The 17,461-nt window shown below is 38.6% G+C and carries 11 protein-coding genes; all 11 read left to right on the forward strand.

What is annotated here, in order from left to right; translation table 11 throughout:
* Positions 1 to 13 precede the first annotated feature (13 nt).
* The 11 genes from B9A18_RS02665 to B9A18_RS02715 all read left to right on the forward strand — a co-directional run bounded on the left by B9A18_RS02665 (position 14) and on the right by B9A18_RS02715 (position 17,446).
* Positions 14 to 1,720 carry a DUF5008 domain-containing protein gene (locus tag B9A18_RS02665; RefSeq protein WP_084287111.1) on the forward strand — a complete coding sequence of 569 codons (1,707 nt, stop codon included), beginning with the start codon at positions 14 to 16 and terminating at the stop codon, positions 1,718 to 1,720.
* A gap of 201 nt (positions 1,721 to 1,921) precedes the next feature.
* Entirely contained in the window at positions 1,922 to 3,643 is a 1,722-nt protein-coding gene (locus tag B9A18_RS02670) for a LamG-like jellyroll fold domain-containing protein (RefSeq protein WP_159452589.1), read from the forward strand.
* 6 nt (positions 3,644 to 3,649) lie between these two features.
* Complete coding sequence (locus B9A18_RS02675) at positions 3,650 to 5,581, forward strand: M60 family metallopeptidase (protein ID WP_084287113.1); 1,932 nt, start codon at positions 3,650 to 3,652, stop codon at positions 5,579 to 5,581.
* Positions 5,582 to 5,594: 13 nt separating this feature from the next.
* Positions 5,595 to 7,289, forward strand: coding sequence for an alkaline phosphatase family protein (locus B9A18_RS02680; RefSeq protein ID WP_084287114.1), 1,695 nt, complete (start codon positions 5,595 to 5,597; stop codon positions 7,287 to 7,289).
* Positions 7,290 to 7,411: 122 nt separating this feature from the next.
* Positions 7,412 to 8,842, forward strand: coding sequence for a Gfo/Idh/MocA family oxidoreductase (locus B9A18_RS02685; RefSeq protein ID WP_084287115.1), 1,431 nt, complete (start codon positions 7,412 to 7,414; stop codon positions 8,840 to 8,842).
* A gap of 12 nt (positions 8,843 to 8,854) precedes the next feature.
* Positions 8,855 to 10,207: a sulfatase-like hydrolase/transferase gene (locus B9A18_RS02690; RefSeq protein ID WP_084287116.1), complete on the forward strand. Its 1,353-nt coding sequence runs from the start codon at positions 8,855 to 8,857 to the stop codon at positions 10,205 to 10,207.
* A 38-nt stretch (positions 10,208 to 10,245) separates the two neighbouring features.
* Positions 10,246 to 11,649 (forward strand): hypothetical protein, encoded by a 1,404-nt coding sequence (locus tag B9A18_RS02695; RefSeq protein WP_084287117.1) that lies wholly within the window; start codon positions 10,246 to 10,248, stop codon positions 11,647 to 11,649.
* 2 nt (positions 11,650 to 11,651) lie between these two features.
* Positions 11,652 to 12,776, forward strand: coding sequence for a glycoside hydrolase family 88/105 protein (locus B9A18_RS02700; RefSeq protein ID WP_084287118.1), 1,125 nt, complete (start codon positions 11,652 to 11,654; stop codon positions 12,774 to 12,776).
* A gap of 15 nt (positions 12,777 to 12,791) precedes the next feature.
* Positions 12,792 to 14,045 (forward strand): DUF2264 domain-containing protein, encoded by a 1,254-nt coding sequence (locus B9A18_RS02705; protein WP_200816295.1) that lies wholly within the window; start codon positions 12,792 to 12,794, stop codon positions 14,043 to 14,045.
* A 214-nt stretch (positions 14,046 to 14,259) separates the two neighbouring features.
* Entirely contained in the window at positions 14,260 to 15,993 is a 1,734-nt protein-coding gene (locus tag B9A18_RS02710) for a DUF4091 domain-containing protein (protein WP_084287120.1), read from the forward strand.
* Between the two features lie 82 nt (positions 15,994 to 16,075).
* Positions 16,076 to 17,446 carry a dipeptidase gene (locus B9A18_RS02715; RefSeq protein WP_084287121.1) on the forward strand — a complete coding sequence of 457 codons (1,371 nt, stop codon included), beginning with the start codon at positions 16,076 to 16,078 and terminating at the stop codon, positions 17,444 to 17,446.
* Positions 17,447 to 17,461 lie beyond the last annotated feature (15 nt).

Below are 17,461 nucleotides of genomic sequence, written 5' to 3' on the forward strand. Positions count from 1 at the left end.
AATTAACTGATAAATGTTAACAAACATAAAATATAGAAAAAGCTTATTTGTAGCAACTGCTGTTTGCCTTAGTTGTTTAACGATGGTTGCCTGCAAAAAAAGTCAGGGTCTTGCTGAAGATCCTTATGCCGGTGGTAAAAAGGTTTTAGGGATAACTTTTATCTCAAAAACTACGGACCCTGATATTGTAAATGCAGGCGCAACTTTAAACCTTATGGTAAATGGCTTAATGAAATATAAAGATAATTTCAAGCTATACGTGAATGAGATTGAAGCAGAGGTTTTAAATTACACAGATAGTACCATTCAGTTTAAAGTGCCATTAACCGCCAGCACAGGTAGTGTTTGGGTGACCAGTCAAGATCAAAGTTTTTTCGGTCCAATTGTTAAAATTGGTGGTAAGGTAAGTGTAGATCCATCATTTAAAATTGTAAATGGTGCCGGAAGAACCCCTGAAGGAGGTGGTACTACAGTTTATGATGCGGAAGTATTGCCCTCTGGTAGGTTTTGGCTTGCAGGTGCCTTCAGTAGTTTCGAACAAAAAGGTACTGACGCGCTACCTAATGGAGGATTAGTTCAAACAGATCCTGATGGAGGTTATATCATTACTGACGTCGAATTTGGAATGGGTGTTGTGGGTGGATCGAGGACTATCTATTCCATCAACAGGATAACTACCGGTACACATAGTGGTAAGTATATTATTGCCGGGAATTTCAGATCTTATAATTCTAGAAGGCCTAACCGACAAATACTTAATAATATTACCAGATTAAATGATAGGGGAAGGTTGGACACTGTAAAGACTGCAGATATGGATCCTTCAGGTAACTCATTGGTGCCTATTGTAAACCCTAAACCTGAACAAACCTGGAAAAATCAAGATACAGTTGCTGCGTTTAATGCAGGGGTTGATGGTACTGTTAGAAAAACATTTATCCTTGGAGAGCAGGTTTACATTGTTGGTAATTTTCAAAATTTCAAACGAATTTATTATCCAAATTCTACTTATGATGAAAAGGTTTATGATGTGACCAGAATGCGTCAAATGGTTCGTGTAAATTCAGATGGATCAATGGATTCTACTTTTCACTATAACAAGGTGACACGACAAAGTGCTGCTGGCGGGAATGGTGCCATTTTAGATGCATTGATGCAGGCAGACGGTAAACTTATTTTGGTAGGCAGTTTCAGTACATTTAATGGGGTAGTTGCAAATCGAATTGTAAGGCTGAATTTAGACGGTTCGGTTGATCAAAGCTTCAATGCTGGTGTTGGCGCAGATGGAGATGTTTACTCTGTAAGGTACAACGCCTCCACCAATAAAATTGTGATCGCCGGCAGTTTTAGAACTTTTAATGGAAAGGCCTCCTCTGGTTTAGCCTTATTAAATGCAGATGGTTCTACAGTAAGTACTTTTATCGGTGAATCGATTAGTGGCGGCATTACCACCTTTGCTGGTCAGTTAAATAATGGTAAAATTATAGTTGCGGGATCTTTTAATAAATATGGCACTTACCTGAGACAAGGTTTTATGATATTGGAAGCTAATGGCCAGTTGGCCGTCGGGTACAATAACACAGGTGGTTTTCAGGGTAGAATATATGATATGATTGAAACGACTGCGCCAAATGGTTCTAAAGTTGTTTTAGTGGGTGATATTATTAGATTCAATGCGATGTTACCTCACAATGTACTGAGATTAATTATCTCTAATTAAAAAGGGACCTTAATTAATTGGATATGGAAACCATCATGAGCAAACGCTCACAAACTGCGATGAATATTGCTCATGATAGCTTCATCACCGATAAAAAACAAATTATATACTGATGAAACCATCATGAGCAAACGCTCAGAAACAGCACTGAATATTGGTCATGATAGCTTCATTACAATTAAAAAACAAAATTATATTCCAATGGAAAAAATTATAAAATCGTTTTTTGAGATAAAAACTTTAAGTATTACAGCGATTATTGGTTTAATTTTAGTGATCTCGGGCTGTAATAAAGATTTTGAGAATGTACTTCCGAAATCATTTAGAAATGATACCCTTGGGCTTGGGGATGGTTCAAAAAAGGTATTATATATTATTATGGATGGTGTTAAAGGTTCAGTTGTTGAATCGTTAGCACCAACGAATATCACGGAAATAACCCAAAAAGCTATTTATAGTTACGATGGTTTAGCAGATTTTCAGTATAATCAACTGACCAATGCTGCTGCCTGGACCACTATGCTTACAGGCGTAGATTATACTAAGCATCAGGTAAGTAACGAAAATTTTAGTGGCCTTAACTTGCAGGCAACTCCAACTATTTTTACCAGGATAAAAGAAAGTTTGGGTAATGTCAGATCGGTTTCAATTGCCGCTTCTGCTGGTTTTAATGATAATTTAGCTGTTGATGCTTCGATGAAACAAACGCTAACTGATGATGCCGCCGTAAAAGCAGCAGTAGTTGATGAATTAAGTACAAACAACCCTTCGTTAGTCGTTGCCCAATTCCATAGTGCTGAAGATGCAGGCGCTACAGCAGGCTATACAACAGCTACACCAAGCTATACAACAGCTATACAAAATATCGATGGCTATATTGGCGAAATTTTGAAAGCGTTGAAAGCTAGAAAAACTTATGCCACTGAAAATTGGCTGGTAGTGATCGCTTCTAATAAAGGTGGCGGGACCTCAGGTGGTGCAGGTGGAAGTAATATTTATGATGATCTTTCCAGGAACACATTTTTAGCGTTTTATAATCCCAAATTTGTTGTAACGCCTATAAGCCAACCGGATATAGATAACTTGCCTTATGTTGGGACGGCGCCGCGCTTTGCTTCTAATGCATCGGTAAGCCCAAAAGCATTGCTAAGCAGTAATACAAACATAGGTAACTTTGGTGTAAGTGGTAATTTTACCATGATGTTTAAAATGAAGGATGACCTCGGAGCAGCAAGTGGTTTCCCTCCGTTCATAGCTAAGCAAGTTACTTTTGGTTCCGGTGCAGGATGGAACTATTTTAGGGGAAGTAACAATGTACAGCTAAGTTTTTCCGGAGCCAGTACCCTACAAGGAGCCGCAGTAATGAATGATAGCAAATGGCATACTTATGCAATTACTATAACTACCTCAGGTGGTACCAGAACTACTGTTTTTTATATAGATGGAGTTTCTCGTAGTAGTACAAATATTGGAGTAACGAATAGAGACAATACAGCTCCACTACGGATAGGTGCAGATATGGGGAAAAATACCAGTTTTATGGTTAAAGATTTAGCGATATTTAATGTAGCTATGACTCCAGCTGAAGTCATCAAAAATATGCGTATTCAGCTTAGACCTAGCAATCCATTTTTTAGTAATTTATTAGGCTATTGGCCATTTGATGAAACCAGTGGAACCGTAGCTGCAGATGTTTCGGGTAAAGGTAATAACATGACCTATTCTGGTCCTGTTCAGTTTATTCCATTCTCTGAAATTTCGCCAAATATTTCTCCGGAAATTTCATCCGCTGCATATACCGCTGTACCTAATGGTGTTGACATTCCAGTACTAATTTATAATTGGCTAAATATTGCCGTTCCATCGCAATGGGGCTTAATGGGTAAATTTTACAACCCTACTGTTACTTTACCAAAAAACTAATCAGATATGAAACACTATTATCTTACAAAAATACTTGCCGTTATGGTGTTGCTGGTTGCTACATCTTGTAAAAAATACGGTTACAATATACCAGATGGTTATCCTGACGATTCTAAAAACGTGGCTAACGACAAGATCGATACCAACATAAAGGTAATCGATAAATCGATGTATTCGAAGGCGAGGGTGTTTCCGGGCCTGGTTGATCAATCAGAGCCTCGTGTTCAGAACGCAAAGTTTACATTGGATTTAAATTTTACAAAGCAAACTGCTGAGAATCTCCGTATTTCAGTGGCTCCTGAACCGCAATTTAGTACGGGTTTTTACGCTGCGCCCGGGGAACTTGTTAAAATTGTAGTTCCAGCGGGTATAGAAGGTTTAACAGTTCAAATTGGTGGACATACAGATAATCTTGGTGGTAAATATCCATTGTTACGGGATCCGCTTATTTACATGCGCCAGCAATTGTACGCTGGTGTTAATTACGTACGTAATTTGTATGGAGGTACAATCTATATACTTGCTAATAATGCTTATCCTACGCCCGTGGAGTTTACGATAACCAATGCATGCGTTTCTCCTGATTTTGTCTTAGGAGAAATTAATGATACAGATTGGGTAGCCAAGGTAAAAGCTTCGCAAGTGCCCTGGTTAGAACTAAGAACAAAAAGGGTAGTATTTTTGGTACCAAGAGATAAAGTGATAAAGACATTTACGTCTTCAGAACCATTTACTAATCCTACAGCGGTAATGACGAAGTGGAATGATGTATTTGATTTGGATTATAATGGCTGGATGGGCTTATCTGATGATGCTGATGATGAGAGAGATAGAAGTCCACAAGGCCCATGGAGAGGAGTGTTAGACATTCAATTGTCCTTAGGTTATGGTCATAGTGGTTTCCCTTTTGTGGGCTTAAACGATGGTTATTGGTTTGCTAGTTTTACCAGTTTAAATTCAGTTAATACCAGTTCCGGGCAGTGGGGAACTTACCATGAGTTTGGTCACAATTGCCAGCAAGGGAAGGTTTGGAGTTGGAGTACTTTAGGGGAAACGACCAATAATCTTTTTAATTTTAAAGTGGCTAATAGAATTGGGGCTAATTATAGCACATTACATTCTTCGGTGACGACAGGCTTTCCGCAAGCGATTACTTATGCAAGTGGTACGGGTGTCAAAAATTTTGATAAGGATGCAGCAATGGATGATCCGTTTAAACGCATGACTCCGTTTGTACAGATTTTTGAAAAATTTGGGTATGGAGCAATGACCCACTTGTATACAGCAGCCAGACACGCACCACGTCTTAATCCGAGTGATATCACGATGCATAATTGGGTTTATGAGCAATTATCTGATTATACAAAAACAGATTTAGCACCATTTTTTGATGCCTGGGGTATTTCCTATAGTGATGCAATTGCAGTTAAAATGTCAGCTAAGTATCCTTTGTTAGATAAGCAAATCTGGACATACAATCCATTAACGAAAACAGGTGGAACGGGAGCCGTGGTTTACAACACAAGTGTAGTATCGGTAAGTTGCCCCGCACAAGAAGGATCTTTTGCTAACCTTGTAGATAATAATCCGACCACCATTTACCACTCTCAGTATAGTCCAGTTCCAACCGGTGCATTAACCTTTCCTTTTACATTTGTTTTCAATGCGGGGGCTAATATTCCGATTAAAGGGATGTACTTTAATGGCAGAGCCACTAGCAGAGTAGGAGATGGAAAATTGATTGAAATTTTTAGTAGTAGAGATAATGTTAATTTCACTAGCATTGGTACTACAACTTTGCCAAACAGCGCTAACAGGTTTGAATATATATTCCCAAATGGGAATATAAATGCGAAATTCTTTAAAGTAATTGTTAAAACTGGATATTCCACGAATCCTTATGTGGTATTTGGTGAAATGAACTTAATTAAGCCATAATTATTAAAATATCATGAAATTAAATTATAAAATTTTTACAATACTCTCAGCAGGTTTATTGAGCATTTTAATTTATTCTGGCTGCAAGAAGTACGATAATCCACCACCCATATTTGAAGAATTAAAAAGTCTGTCGACAGAACAGCGTAAGGTTTTGATTATTAGTATTGATGGATTGACCGGTGCTGAGTTGCAAAAAGTTGCACCGACTAATATTTCAGCGTTGCAAAAGAATTCAAAGTATTCTTATAATACCTTAAAAACGGCTTCGGATGCCGGTGGTTGGGCTTCTATGTTAACGGGAACCGGTTATTCTAAACATCAGATTAGTAATGATAATTTTGAAAGAACCCCGGATCCTAATAGGGTAGGCCATGGAGATATTGTTTCTTATCGAAATGTATTGGATTATGTAACACAATACAAAGCCGTAAAAACAGCGATGGTTACTTCCTGGTCTGATTTACGTAAATACATGCGTAATGCTGATTTTTCACCAGAGGTAACAACAGATTTGGGTGTAAAGGATAGTACGATTAACATTTTAAATACCCAGATTGGTTTAGGTGCTGTGTTGGTTAATTTTAGAGAGGTAGAAACTGCGGGTAGTAACGGTGGTTATTTGGCTGGTAATAGTACCTATAAAGATGCAATTATTAAGGCTGATGAATATGTAGGCAATATTTTAGCGGCTTTAAAGGCGAGAAAAACTTTTGCCAATGAAGATTGGTTGGTTATTGTAACCAGTAATCATGGTGGAAGTAGCGCTAATCCTGAAAATGGTTTTACTATAGTACATAATCCGGCATTTAAAGAATTTGAATTGAAAAAAACTGGCTTTAACCCTGTTTTATTCAATAATAAAACAGGCAGGGCTACACTTTTAAATGACAATGGTTTATATGATGCCGGTGAAACCAAAAGTTTTACCGTACAGATGGATGTGAAATTTAATAGCCCTACACCAACAGGTTGGTCCAGTTTCTTTAGTAAAAGTACCAATCTTAGTGGTGGATCAATCACCGGCTGGCAATGGGCATTGTACCCAAGTGGTAAATGGGTAGTTACTGTAGGAGGAACTTTGAATGGTGGAGCTGGAAAAGATGAAAGAAGTTCGACTACTACTCCTGGTACAGTTTGGCATACATTAACGATGACTGTTGAGTATGTGAATGCAACAACCCGAAACTTAACCATGTATATGGATGGTAACCTTGAAAATTCCATTAATATAAGTGGTAAGAAAAGTCTTAGTACCACTGAAGGGGTCAGAATAGGTCACAGGGCTGGTGATAGTGACACACCTACATCTTTTTATGGAGCCAATTTAGCTTATTTTAATACGGCGCTCAGCGAGGCAGTGATCAAAAGCAATTTGGGACTGAAGGATATTACGAAACATACTAATTATACTAACTTAACTGGTTTTTGGCCTATGGACGAGGGAACTGAGGGTACTTTTTTCAATGAAGCTCCTGGTGGTTATAACATGTCTTTATCGGGCGTTTACAGTTGGGGAAATTTAGCATCAGTATATCCTCCGGGGACAGCTCAAGAGCCTATAACATCTCTATTTTCAATTCCATCGACAGTTAGTGATGTATCTGCTTTAACATTATATTGGTTAAAGATCCCAATTCTTGCTGATTTTGGTTTTGATGGGAAAACTTATCTTAAAAACTTTGAATTAGAATTTTTAAAAAATTAGATATGAATTTTCGAGCTAGCCAGGGCTAGCTCGAATTGTTTCCCGGAAACCTATGGATTTCAAAATTTGAGATCGGGTTTTTGAAATAGTGTTTAGAAATAAATGTGTAAAAATTATTAAAAATGAGTACAAAAGAATTTTCAAGGCGACATTTTTTAAAGCAAACGATGATGTTATCTGCTGCGGCAGCGATTGCTCCTGGAATAATTATGGGGATGAGCAAGGGAGATATCAAATTAGCCAGCCCTAATGAACGGGTAAACCTGGCTTGTATAGGTATTGGAAATAGAGGGGCTGAAATTATTCGTGATTTGTATAAAACAGGTCTGGTTAATATTGTTGCATTGTGTGATGTGGACATGGGCGCAGCACAAACGCTGGCTATTTTGAAAGAATTTCCTGACGTACCTCGTTTCCAGGATTTCAGAAAGATGTTTGATAAAATGAGTAACCAGATAGATGCTGTTACCGTCGGTGTGCCTGATTTTTCACATTTTCCGATAACCATGATGGCTATGGGCTTAGGAAAACACGTGTATGTAGAAAAACCAATGGCCCGTACTTTTAATGAAGTCGAGCTGATGATGAAAGCTGCGAAGAAATACGATAAGGTAGTTACACAAATGGGTAACCAGGGACACTCTGAGGCTAATTATTTCCAATTTAAGGCTTGGAAGGAAGCAGGTATTATTAAAGACGTAACGTCAATAACAGCTCATATGAATTCACCAAGGCGCTGGCATGGATGGGATATCAATATGAAATCTTTCCCAGCTGCTCAAAAAATGCCAGATACCCTGGATTGGGACATATGGCAAATGGCAACTACAGGGCACAGTTATAATAAGGATTTTGTGAATGGGCAATGGCGTTGCTGGTTTGATTTAGGTATGGGAGCGCTTGGTGATTGGGGAGCTCATATTTTGGATACAGCACATGAATTTCTTGATCTTGGCTTGCCATATCAGATTAATCCAATTTTAAGTGGGCATAACAATTTCTTTTATCCAACATCCACTACTTTGGCTTTTAAGTTTCCAAAAAGAGGCAATATGCCGGCTTTAGACGTTAACTGGTATGATGGGATTAATAATTTGCCTCCGATTCCCAAAGGATACGGCGTTTCCGGTTTAGATCCGAATATCCCGCCGCCAAGTACAGGAAAAATAGAGCCGGCAAAATTAAACCCCGGAAAAATAATCTACAGTAAGGAGCTCACATTTAAAGGAGGTTCTCATGGTAGCACGCTCTCGATTATTCCCGAAGAAAAAGCAAAGGCTATGGCTGGTTCATTGCCGGAAGTACAACAAAGTCCTTCAAACCATTTTAAAAATTTCCTTCTAGCCTGTAAAGGAGAAGAAAAAACAAGGTCGCCATTTTCAGTAGCAGGGCCTTTAAGTCAGGTATTCTGTCTGGGTGTGCTCGCTCAGAAATTAAATACAAAACTTGAATTTGACCGTAAAAAGAAAATAATTATCAATAATAAAGTGGCCAATGCACTACTTATTGGTCCACCACCACGCAAAGGATGGGAGCAATATTACAAAGTGTAAGGAATCGAGAAGATGAAAATAAGCTGTTTTTGTATTGCCCTCTTGTTAATCACTTTTGGTAAGTCCGCACAGGGGCAAGTGGTTGAAAATCGGCCAAATGTAATTATTATTTATGTTGACGATATGGGCTATGGTGATTTAGGTAGTTATGGAGCCGAAATTTCTACTCCCAATATTGATAAAATTGGTAAAACGGGTATCCGTTTTACCAATTTTTATGCATCAGCGCCTGTATGTACCCCCTCAAGATATAGCTTGCTTACGGGGACTTATCCTCAGCGCTCAAAGCATAATCTTACTTTTGCGCTTATGCCTGATGATAAAAATTATCTGGACACAAGCGAAACCACTATGGCCACTCGCTTTAAATCTGAAGGGTATTTAACGGGAATGATTGGGAAATGGCACCTGGGACAAGCCAATTCTATAAACCTTCTGGTTGATTATGGTTTTGATCTTTTTACAGGAGCACTAGGCGGTTGTATTGATTATTTTTCACATACTTATGGGCAATCGGAAGGAGATTGGTATGTAAATGGCAAGCTTCAGGCTGAAAAAGGTTATAGTACCGATCTCATCACTAATCATGCTGTTGATTTTATTCATTTAGCGTCTAAGAAAAAGCAGCCGTTCTATCTCTATCTGCCATATAATGCACCGCATTATGGAAAAACAGATCCCGAAAATATAAAGGATTATACCCTTTCTTTAGGGGAGACGAAATATAAAGGGAGAAACGACCTGAATACATTGCAGGTCCCACAAACCTACTTGAACAAGGTTTCTAATATTGCTGACCCATACAGAAGAGCTTATGCAGCTATGGTTATGTGTTTGGATCACAATGTGGGTAAGCTAATGGATCGGCTTAAGAAGGAAGGCATCTTAGAAAATACAATGATTTGGTTTATTTCAGATAATGGAGGATATTCAAAAAGCTACTATGGGCATGCCAGTAATGGAAAATTGAGAGGTCAGAAAGCTGAGTTGTGGGAAGGAGGGATAAGAGTGCCTGCGTTATTAAGCTGGCCTGCAAAGGTTAAACCAGGACAGGTAGTAAGTACACCTTTGGTTAATATGGATATTATGCCTACACTGGCTGGAATCATAGGATGCGCTAACAATAAAGTCCATACGGATGGAGCTGATATCAGGAAGGTCCTTTTTAATCAGGGAGATTTGAAACGAAACCTGTATTGGAAATATGGTAAACAAACTGCCGTAAGAAGTGGTGACTGGAAGTTGGTAAATGGTACCGAGTTGTACAATCTTAAATTTGATGAAGGAGAAACAACGAATGTTGCACGTAAATACCCTGAACTTGTAAAATCCTTAAATATTGAATTTTCGACCAATATGCCGTAACCTTATGGTTTTAACACTTTTGATACAATAAAAATACGATGAAATATCATTTGAAAATAATAGTACCCATTTTAATATTGGTTATCGAAGTCAACTCTGGGAAAAGCCAGGTTAATACGACTACCCGGAAGTCTGATAGCTCGACAATGGTGATGTCAATTAATTGGGGCGACTTTCAAAAAAAAGCACCTCGTGATAAAGTAACAAGTGCTGTAAAAGCCGCATTGCTTAATGCCAATAAGTTTGCACTCACTTCCTGGTATCATAACGTGAAAAAATATCAGCGAGATTCCAGTGGTTATCTTGATTTGAAAAGCAAATCCAAGGTAAATGAATACCGGTATCGTTTTCCTGCTGCAATGGCATTTGGTGTTGCAATTGCTATTAAAACGGGGATATATGATCCGTCAGTAACAGGGGTATCATTGCAAGAAGCTAAAGATAAAACGGTCTCGTTGCTCCGTTCTGTGGCTTATGACCATAAAGTTAATGGTAGCCGTAAGGTTTGGGGAGGAGATTGGCAAGCGGCTCACTGGGCTTATTACATTGGATACGGAGCCTGGCTATTATGGGACGAATTTTCTCCTGATGATCGATCTAATGTTATCAAAATGCTGGTTTCTGAAGCAGATCGTTTTCTTCCATCAGCTCCGCTTTATTATAAAGACAGTACTGGGAAAGTAATTTTCAAAGGTGATTCTAAAATTGAAGAAAATGCCTGGAACGCTGAATTATTGTACCTGGCAGCGGTAATGTTACCGAACCATGCCCACTCGAACAAATGGTTACAAAAGGCTGTTGAATATTTGATCGCTGCAACTGCGCTACCTTCAGATATCCACAATGCAAGAATTATACATGGAAAGCCTGTTAGCAAATGGATACAAGGCTACAATATGGAAGAGCCCGGTTTTGTAATCAATCATGGCATTATCCATCCTCAATACAATGCGCTTGCTTCGATGATTAATGCGCCGATTGTATTCTCATTGGCCGGGAAATTAACGCCAGAAGCAGCACGCTTTAATCTCGATAAAATTTATTATTCGGTAACCACTCATCGGTTTTCAGATCCGCCTTACAAAGCACCTGGAGGTACTATGTATCAGGAAGGATCACCCGAAGTTTATTATCCTGAAGGTTCTGATTGGGGCTTTGGTGTTTATGATAATTTCGCCAATCTGGATGTCGCAGCTTTTACTTATGGCTGGGATAATCTTTCGAAGAAACATAAAGGAGCATATTGGGCAAAACTGCATATCAACAAAGTCCTGGAGCAACAAAAACGCTTTGCTGATGGACATACCTATATTGGCGATAAGGAAAATAGCTATCTCGGCAGGGAAGAAGCAATTGCAAGTAGAATGGGATCGGCTTGGATGACCATTTGGTTACAACAACAGACGCCGGCAGTTTACAATAATGAACCTATTTTAAAATAGAAATGAGGAATAAAATTTATATCAGTTTTTTAATGGCATTTTTTGCCATAGTCAATTTAAAAGCGCAGGATTTACCATCTAAAAAAGAGGTACTAAATATCATCGATAAGGCAAACACTTATTGGCAATCGAATAAAACGCCTGAAGTGCGGTCATTTTGGGATAATGCCGCTTATCATACTGGAAATATGGAAGTTGTTTCACTTACAAAAAATGAGAAATATCGCAAGTATTCTGAAGCTTGGGCAATTCATAACAAATGGATGGGAGCAAAGTCTACAGATAAAACCAAATGGAAATATCGGTATGGTGAAACGGATGATCATGTGTTGTTTGGGGATTGGCAAATATGTTTTCAGACTTACATTGATTTATATCATTTAAATCCTGAGGATTATAAAATTGCAAGAGCCAAAGAGGTTATAGACTACCAAATGAGTACTTCGGCAAATGATTATTGGTGGTGGGCCGACGGGTTATATATGGCTATGCCTGTCATGACTAAGCTTTATAAAATAACAGGAAACAAACAATACCTCGATAAACTATATGAATACTTTATGTATGCCAATAGTATCATGTATGATAAAGAGGAAAAGCTTTATTATCGTGATGCAAAATACCCTTATCCGAAACATAAGAGTGCAAATGGCAAGAAAGATTTTTGGGCGAGAGGAGATGGATGGGTATTTGCAGGTTTGGCTAAAGTGCTTAAAGATCTACCTAAAAATGATAAACATAGAAAGGAATATTTAACGAAGTACAAAGGTATGGCCGAGGCAATTTTAAAGAGCCAGCAAAAGGAAGGCTATTGGACGCGTAGTATGCTTGATCCGGAACATGCACCAGGCTGCGAAACAAGTGGGACCGCTTTTTTTACATACGGGCTGCTATGGGGGATTAACAATGGTTATCTTAACGAAAAGGTTTATTTGCCGGCTGCATTGAAAGGTTGGAATTATTTAGTGAGAACAGCACTTCAGGAAAGCGGAAAAATTGGCTATGTGCAACCAATTGGGGAAAGAGCAATACCAGGACAAATTGTAGATAAAAATTCGACCGCTAATTTTGGCGTTGGCGCCTTTCTTCTTGCTAATTGCGAAATGTACAGATTTTTGAAAAACTAATCGGATAAATTTGACATGAGAAATCTTATGAAAGTGTTGACACAGGCCCTGTTAGTCTTGATGTTGTTTTCTGCATTTGCTTTTGGGCAAAAGAAAAAGGCTACTAAAAAAGCTCAGGTTTTAAATGACAGAGCATTTTGGTTGCAACAGATGGATAAAATGGTTAGGCCTGTTTTATATAATCTAGCCAAGGATAGTTTGAGAATTAATATGCCTCAGATTACTTCCATTCATGTTGACAGCAAAGAACAGCGTATTAAAGTTCAATATGTAGAGGTTTTGGGTAGAGTTTTAAGCGGTATAGCACCGTGGTTACAACTGGAAGGTGGTAATGCCGCTGAGGTTGCCTTAAGAAGGCAGTATAGGGAGTGGGTAATTCAAGGTCTAAAAAATTCGTTGGATTCTAATGCAAAAGATTTTATGAAGTACGATATTGGCAGTCAGCAACTTGTTGATGCTTCTTTCGTTGCATTTGCTTTCGTCCGCGCGCCATGGTTGTGGGAAAACCTTGATAAAAAAAATCAAGACTTAATGTTGAAATCTATTGTAACCACAAGAAGATTCAGACCTGCATTCTCCAATTGGTTGCTTTTTTCAGCGATGAATGAGGCATTCCTTGCCAAATTCGATCAGACATGGGATCCTATGCGGGTAGACTATGCGCTTCAACAGATGGAACAATGGTATGTTGGCGATGGGATGTATAAAGATGGAAGTACTTATGCGTTCGATTATTACAACAGCTATGTTATTCATCCATATCTGGCAGCTATTTCAAATATAATTGGTGGCAAAGTAAAGAACTACAACAATATGTTTGAAAAGATTAAAAAGCGAAATGAACGTTACGCAATTATCCAGGAAAGGTTAATAAATTCAGATGGAACATTTCCTGCAACTGGCCGATCGATTATATACCGTGGAGCTGCATTTCATCATTTAGCTGATATGGCTTTTAGAAAAGCACTGCCCAGGCAGTTGGGCCCTGAACAGGTTCGCTGCGCATTAACCGCAGTAATTAAAAAGACATTGGAGAGCCCAACTACTTATAAAAATGGCTGGTTAACAATTGGTTTATATGGTTCACAAGCAGATATAGGAGATTCTTATAATAATCAGGGCAGTCCCTACCTTTGTACCAGTATTTTCCTGCCTTTGGGTTTACCCTCAACAGATCCTTTCTGGTCCAATCCAGCCGCTAAATGGAGTGCACAAAAGATCTGGTCTGGAGAGGATTTTGCAAATGATCATAGTGTTGACTTAAGGTAATATTCTTCAATCTGAGGTATTAAAGAGAGGGAAGCTCACACTTATTATGGGAGCTGAACCAAATAAACAACTATAAGCGAAAAAACCAGGTACGGCAACCTGGGCCGTATCTTGATATAATGTAACTATATTGTTACATTATATCAAACGGTTGCGTAACAGGCGTAATGCGATTGCCGTTTTACCTTATTCCCTAAATGGTTAGCTTAGGGTTATGAAACAGCTATTTTTTATTTCTCTATTCTTTTTGTATTTCAATGTTAAGGCGCAAGACGCAAGCTTAGCACTGCAAAAAAAGCCTTTAATAAGCGCGCAAATCATCGATGATGAATGGGGCAAAGTTCCTAATGGATTAAATATAAGCTTTGCATCCGCCAATACACGTTTTGCAAGAGAATTACCACCAAAAGTAGCGTTAGAAACCGAGTGGGAAGCAAAAGCCTGGAAAGGCGAAAAAATACATACACAACTGCTGGCATGGACAAACAAGAGTTTGAATGACATTAGTTTACAGGTCTACGATCTGAAAAACGAACAAGGTCAACTCATTAAAAAAGAAAACATTACGGTTGGTTTTGTAAAATATGTGATTACTGATGAATTTAAAGACGGCTGCGGTTACCGAAAACCAAAAGATTTTGACTCTTCGTATGTGGCGGACATCATCGATTCAAAAACCAGATCTACCTTATTAGAAAAGAATAGTACGCAACCGGTTTGGCTAAGTATTAAGGTACCAGCTAATGCAAGTCCCGGAACTTATAAAGGAACAATTAAAATTAAAGGAGATAAGGATTATACTTTACCCATAACGGTGCAGGTATTGAACCAAACACTACCAAGCGCTAACAAATGGCAATATGATTTGGATTTATGGCAACATCCTGTAGCGATATCCCGCGTGCACAATGTACCGTTGTGGAGTACTGAACATTTTTCATTGATGAAAAAGTACTACGAGATGCTGGCCAATGCAGGCCAAAAAACCATTACCGCGAGCATAGTTAATGAGCCTTGGGGACATCAAACTTATGACGATTATCCAAGTTTGATTAAATGGACCAAAAAAAAGGATGGAAGCTGGAAATATGATTACAGCTTATTTGATAAATATATAGCCTTTGTAATGGATTGTGGCATTAGGGAGCGTATCAACTGTTACAGTATGGTGCCCTGGAAAATCGCTTTTACCTATTATGATGAGAACTCACAAAAAGAAGCCGTTTTTACAGATGCCATTGGTACACCATCCTATAATGCTTTTTGGAAAACTATGCTTGTCGACTTTACGCAGCATCTGAAACAAAAAGGATGGTTTAGCAAGACGTATATTGCAATGGATGAAAGGCCGATGGAAGCAATGAAGGCGGTCATAAAATTATTGAAAGAGACTGATAAGAACTGGAAAATAGCATTGGCCGGAGAGTATCATGCTGAAATAGAACAGGATATAGATGTCTATTGCATCGCTTCTAAATGGGATTTCCCGGCGGCCACTTTGCAAAAACGTCAGCAACAAGGTAAAATTAGTACGTGGTATACTTGCTGCACTGAACCCTATCCTAATGGCTTTACTTTCTCATCCCCGGCAGAGGGAGTGTGGATAGGCTGGTACACGGCAAATAAAAATATGGATGGCTATTTACGTTGGGCTTATAATAGCTGGACAAAAAATCCATTAGCAGATAGTCGTTTTACCACATGGCCAGCTGGCGACACTTACCTCGTTTACCCTGGTCCGTTTAGTTCTGTCAGGTTTGAAAAATTACTTGAAGGCGCTCAGGATTTTGAAAAAATCAGACATTTAAGATCATTTTATACAAAGAATAAGCAGATTAAGGAGTTAAATGAGCTCAATAAGGCTTTGGAAGTTTTCGACATAAAATCATTGGCAAATACTACAGCCGATGAAATGCTAAAAAAAGTAAAACCGCTGCTTAATCGATAAGTTCATATAAGCATGGCATTGACAAGACATACAAAAAGTACTTTGTAAATATTTAAATTATATTTGTCCAAACTAATTTGTTATGCAAGAAATCAAAAAATATGTAGAAGAAAACAAGCAGCGCTTTTTAGATGAGCTGTTTGAATTGCTGCGCTTCCCATCGGTTAGTGCCGACCCAAAATATAAGGCGGATGTACTTAAGACTGCTGATTTTGTAGCTCAGAAACTAAAAGATGCTGGTGCCGATAAAGTAGAGATCTGTGAAACAGCAGGTTATCCTATTGTTTATGGCGAAAAAATTATTGATGCAAGTTTACCTACCGTTTTAATTTACGGACACTATGATGTACAACCGGCAGATCCGTTGGAGTTATGGAAAACCCCTCCGTTTGAGCCAACTGTACGTGATGGAAAGATTTATGCACGTGGTGCTTGCGACGATAAAGGGCAGTTTTACATGCATGTAAAAGCTTTTGAGTTGATGATGAAAACCAATACACTTGCTTGTAACGTGAAATTCATGATCGAAGGTGAAGAGGAAGTTGGTTCTGCTAACCTCGGTGTTTTTGTAAACGCTAACGTTGAGCGCTTAAAAGCTGATGTAGTTCTGATCTCTGATACTTCAATGATCAGCATGGAAAATCCATCTATTGAAACCGGATTACGTGGTTTGGCCTATATGGAAGTTGAAGTTGTTGGTCCTAACCGCGATTTACACTCAGGTGTTTATGGTGGTGCAGTAGCTAACCCTGCAACAATATTATGTAAAATGATTGCTTCTCTGCATGACGAGAACAACCACATTACTATTCCTGCTTTTTATGATAAAGTGGTTGAATTGAGCGATACTGAGAAAAAAGCATTGAATGCTGCGCCATTTGATTTAAATGAGTACAAAGAAGATCTTGATATCAATGCGGAATGGGGAGAGAAAGGTTATTCAACATTGGAGCGTACCGGAACGAGACCTACATTAGAGGTTAATGGTATCTGGAGCGGTTATATTGGTGAAGGTGCTAAAACAGTACTTCCTTCTAAAGCCAATGCTAAAATCTCTATGCGTTTGGTACCTAATCAAACTTCTAATGAGATATCTGAGATCTTTACCAAGCATTTCGAGAGCATCGCTCCTGATTATGTAAAAGTAAAAGTAACTGCGCATCATGGTGGTGAGCCGGTAGTAACGCCAACAGATAGCGTGGCTTACCGTGCAGCTGAGAAAGCAATTGTTGATTCATTTGGTAAATCACCTATCCCAACACGTGGTGGTGGTAGTATTCCAATTGTTGCTTTATTTGAAAGCGCATTGGGTATTAAATCAGTACTTTTTGGTTTTGGATTAGATAGCGATGCATTGCATTCACCAAACGAGAAATACGATATCTATAACTATTATAAAGGAATTGAGACTTTGCCTTTGTTCCACAAGTATTTTGCCGAATTAAGTAAGTAATTGCTTTTGTATCGT

The organism is Pedobacter nyackensis, assembly GCF_900176505.1.
In the GTDB taxonomy this organism is placed as follows: Bacteria; Bacteroidota; Bacteroidia; order Sphingobacteriales; family Sphingobacteriaceae; genus Pedobacter; species Pedobacter nyackensis.

What these genes read in the sequence shown, in the direction of transcription:
- B9A18_RS02665 (WP_084287111.1), top strand. Translation starts at nt 14, where the DNA reads ATGTTAACAAACATAAAATATAGAAAAAGCTTATTTGTAGCAACTGCT.
- B9A18_RS02670 (WP_159452589.1), top strand. Translation starts at nt 1,922, where the DNA reads ATGGAAAAAATTATAAAATCGTTTTTTGAGATAAAAACTTTAAGTATT.
- B9A18_RS02675 (WP_084287113.1), top strand. Translation starts at nt 3,650, where the DNA reads ATGAAACACTATTATCTTACAAAAATACTTGCCGTTATGGTGTTGCTG.
- B9A18_RS02680 (WP_084287114.1), top strand. Translation starts at nt 5,595, where the DNA reads ATGAAATTAAATTATAAAATTTTTACAATACTCTCAGCAGGTTTATTG.
- B9A18_RS02685 (WP_084287115.1), top strand. Translation starts at nt 7,412, where the DNA reads ATGAGTACAAAAGAATTTTCAAGGCGACATTTTTTAAAGCAAACGATG.
- B9A18_RS02690 (WP_084287116.1), top strand. Translation starts at nt 8,855, where the DNA reads ATGAAAATAAGCTGTTTTTGTATTGCCCTCTTGTTAATCACTTTTGGT.
- B9A18_RS02695 (WP_084287117.1), top strand. Translation starts at nt 10,246, where the DNA reads ATGAAATATCATTTGAAAATAATAGTACCCATTTTAATATTGGTTATC.
- B9A18_RS02700 (WP_084287118.1), top strand. Translation starts at nt 11,652, where the DNA reads ATGAGGAATAAAATTTATATCAGTTTTTTAATGGCATTTTTTGCCATA.
- B9A18_RS02705 (WP_200816295.1), top strand. Translation starts at nt 12,792, where the DNA reads ATGAGAAATCTTATGAAAGTGTTGACACAGGCCCTGTTAGTCTTGATG.
- B9A18_RS02710 (WP_084287120.1), top strand. Translation starts at nt 14,260, where the DNA reads ATGAAACAGCTATTTTTTATTTCTCTATTCTTTTTGTATTTCAATGTT.
- B9A18_RS02715 (WP_084287121.1), top strand. Translation starts at nt 16,076, where the DNA reads ATGCAAGAAATCAAAAAATATGTAGAAGAAAACAAGCAGCGCTTTTTA.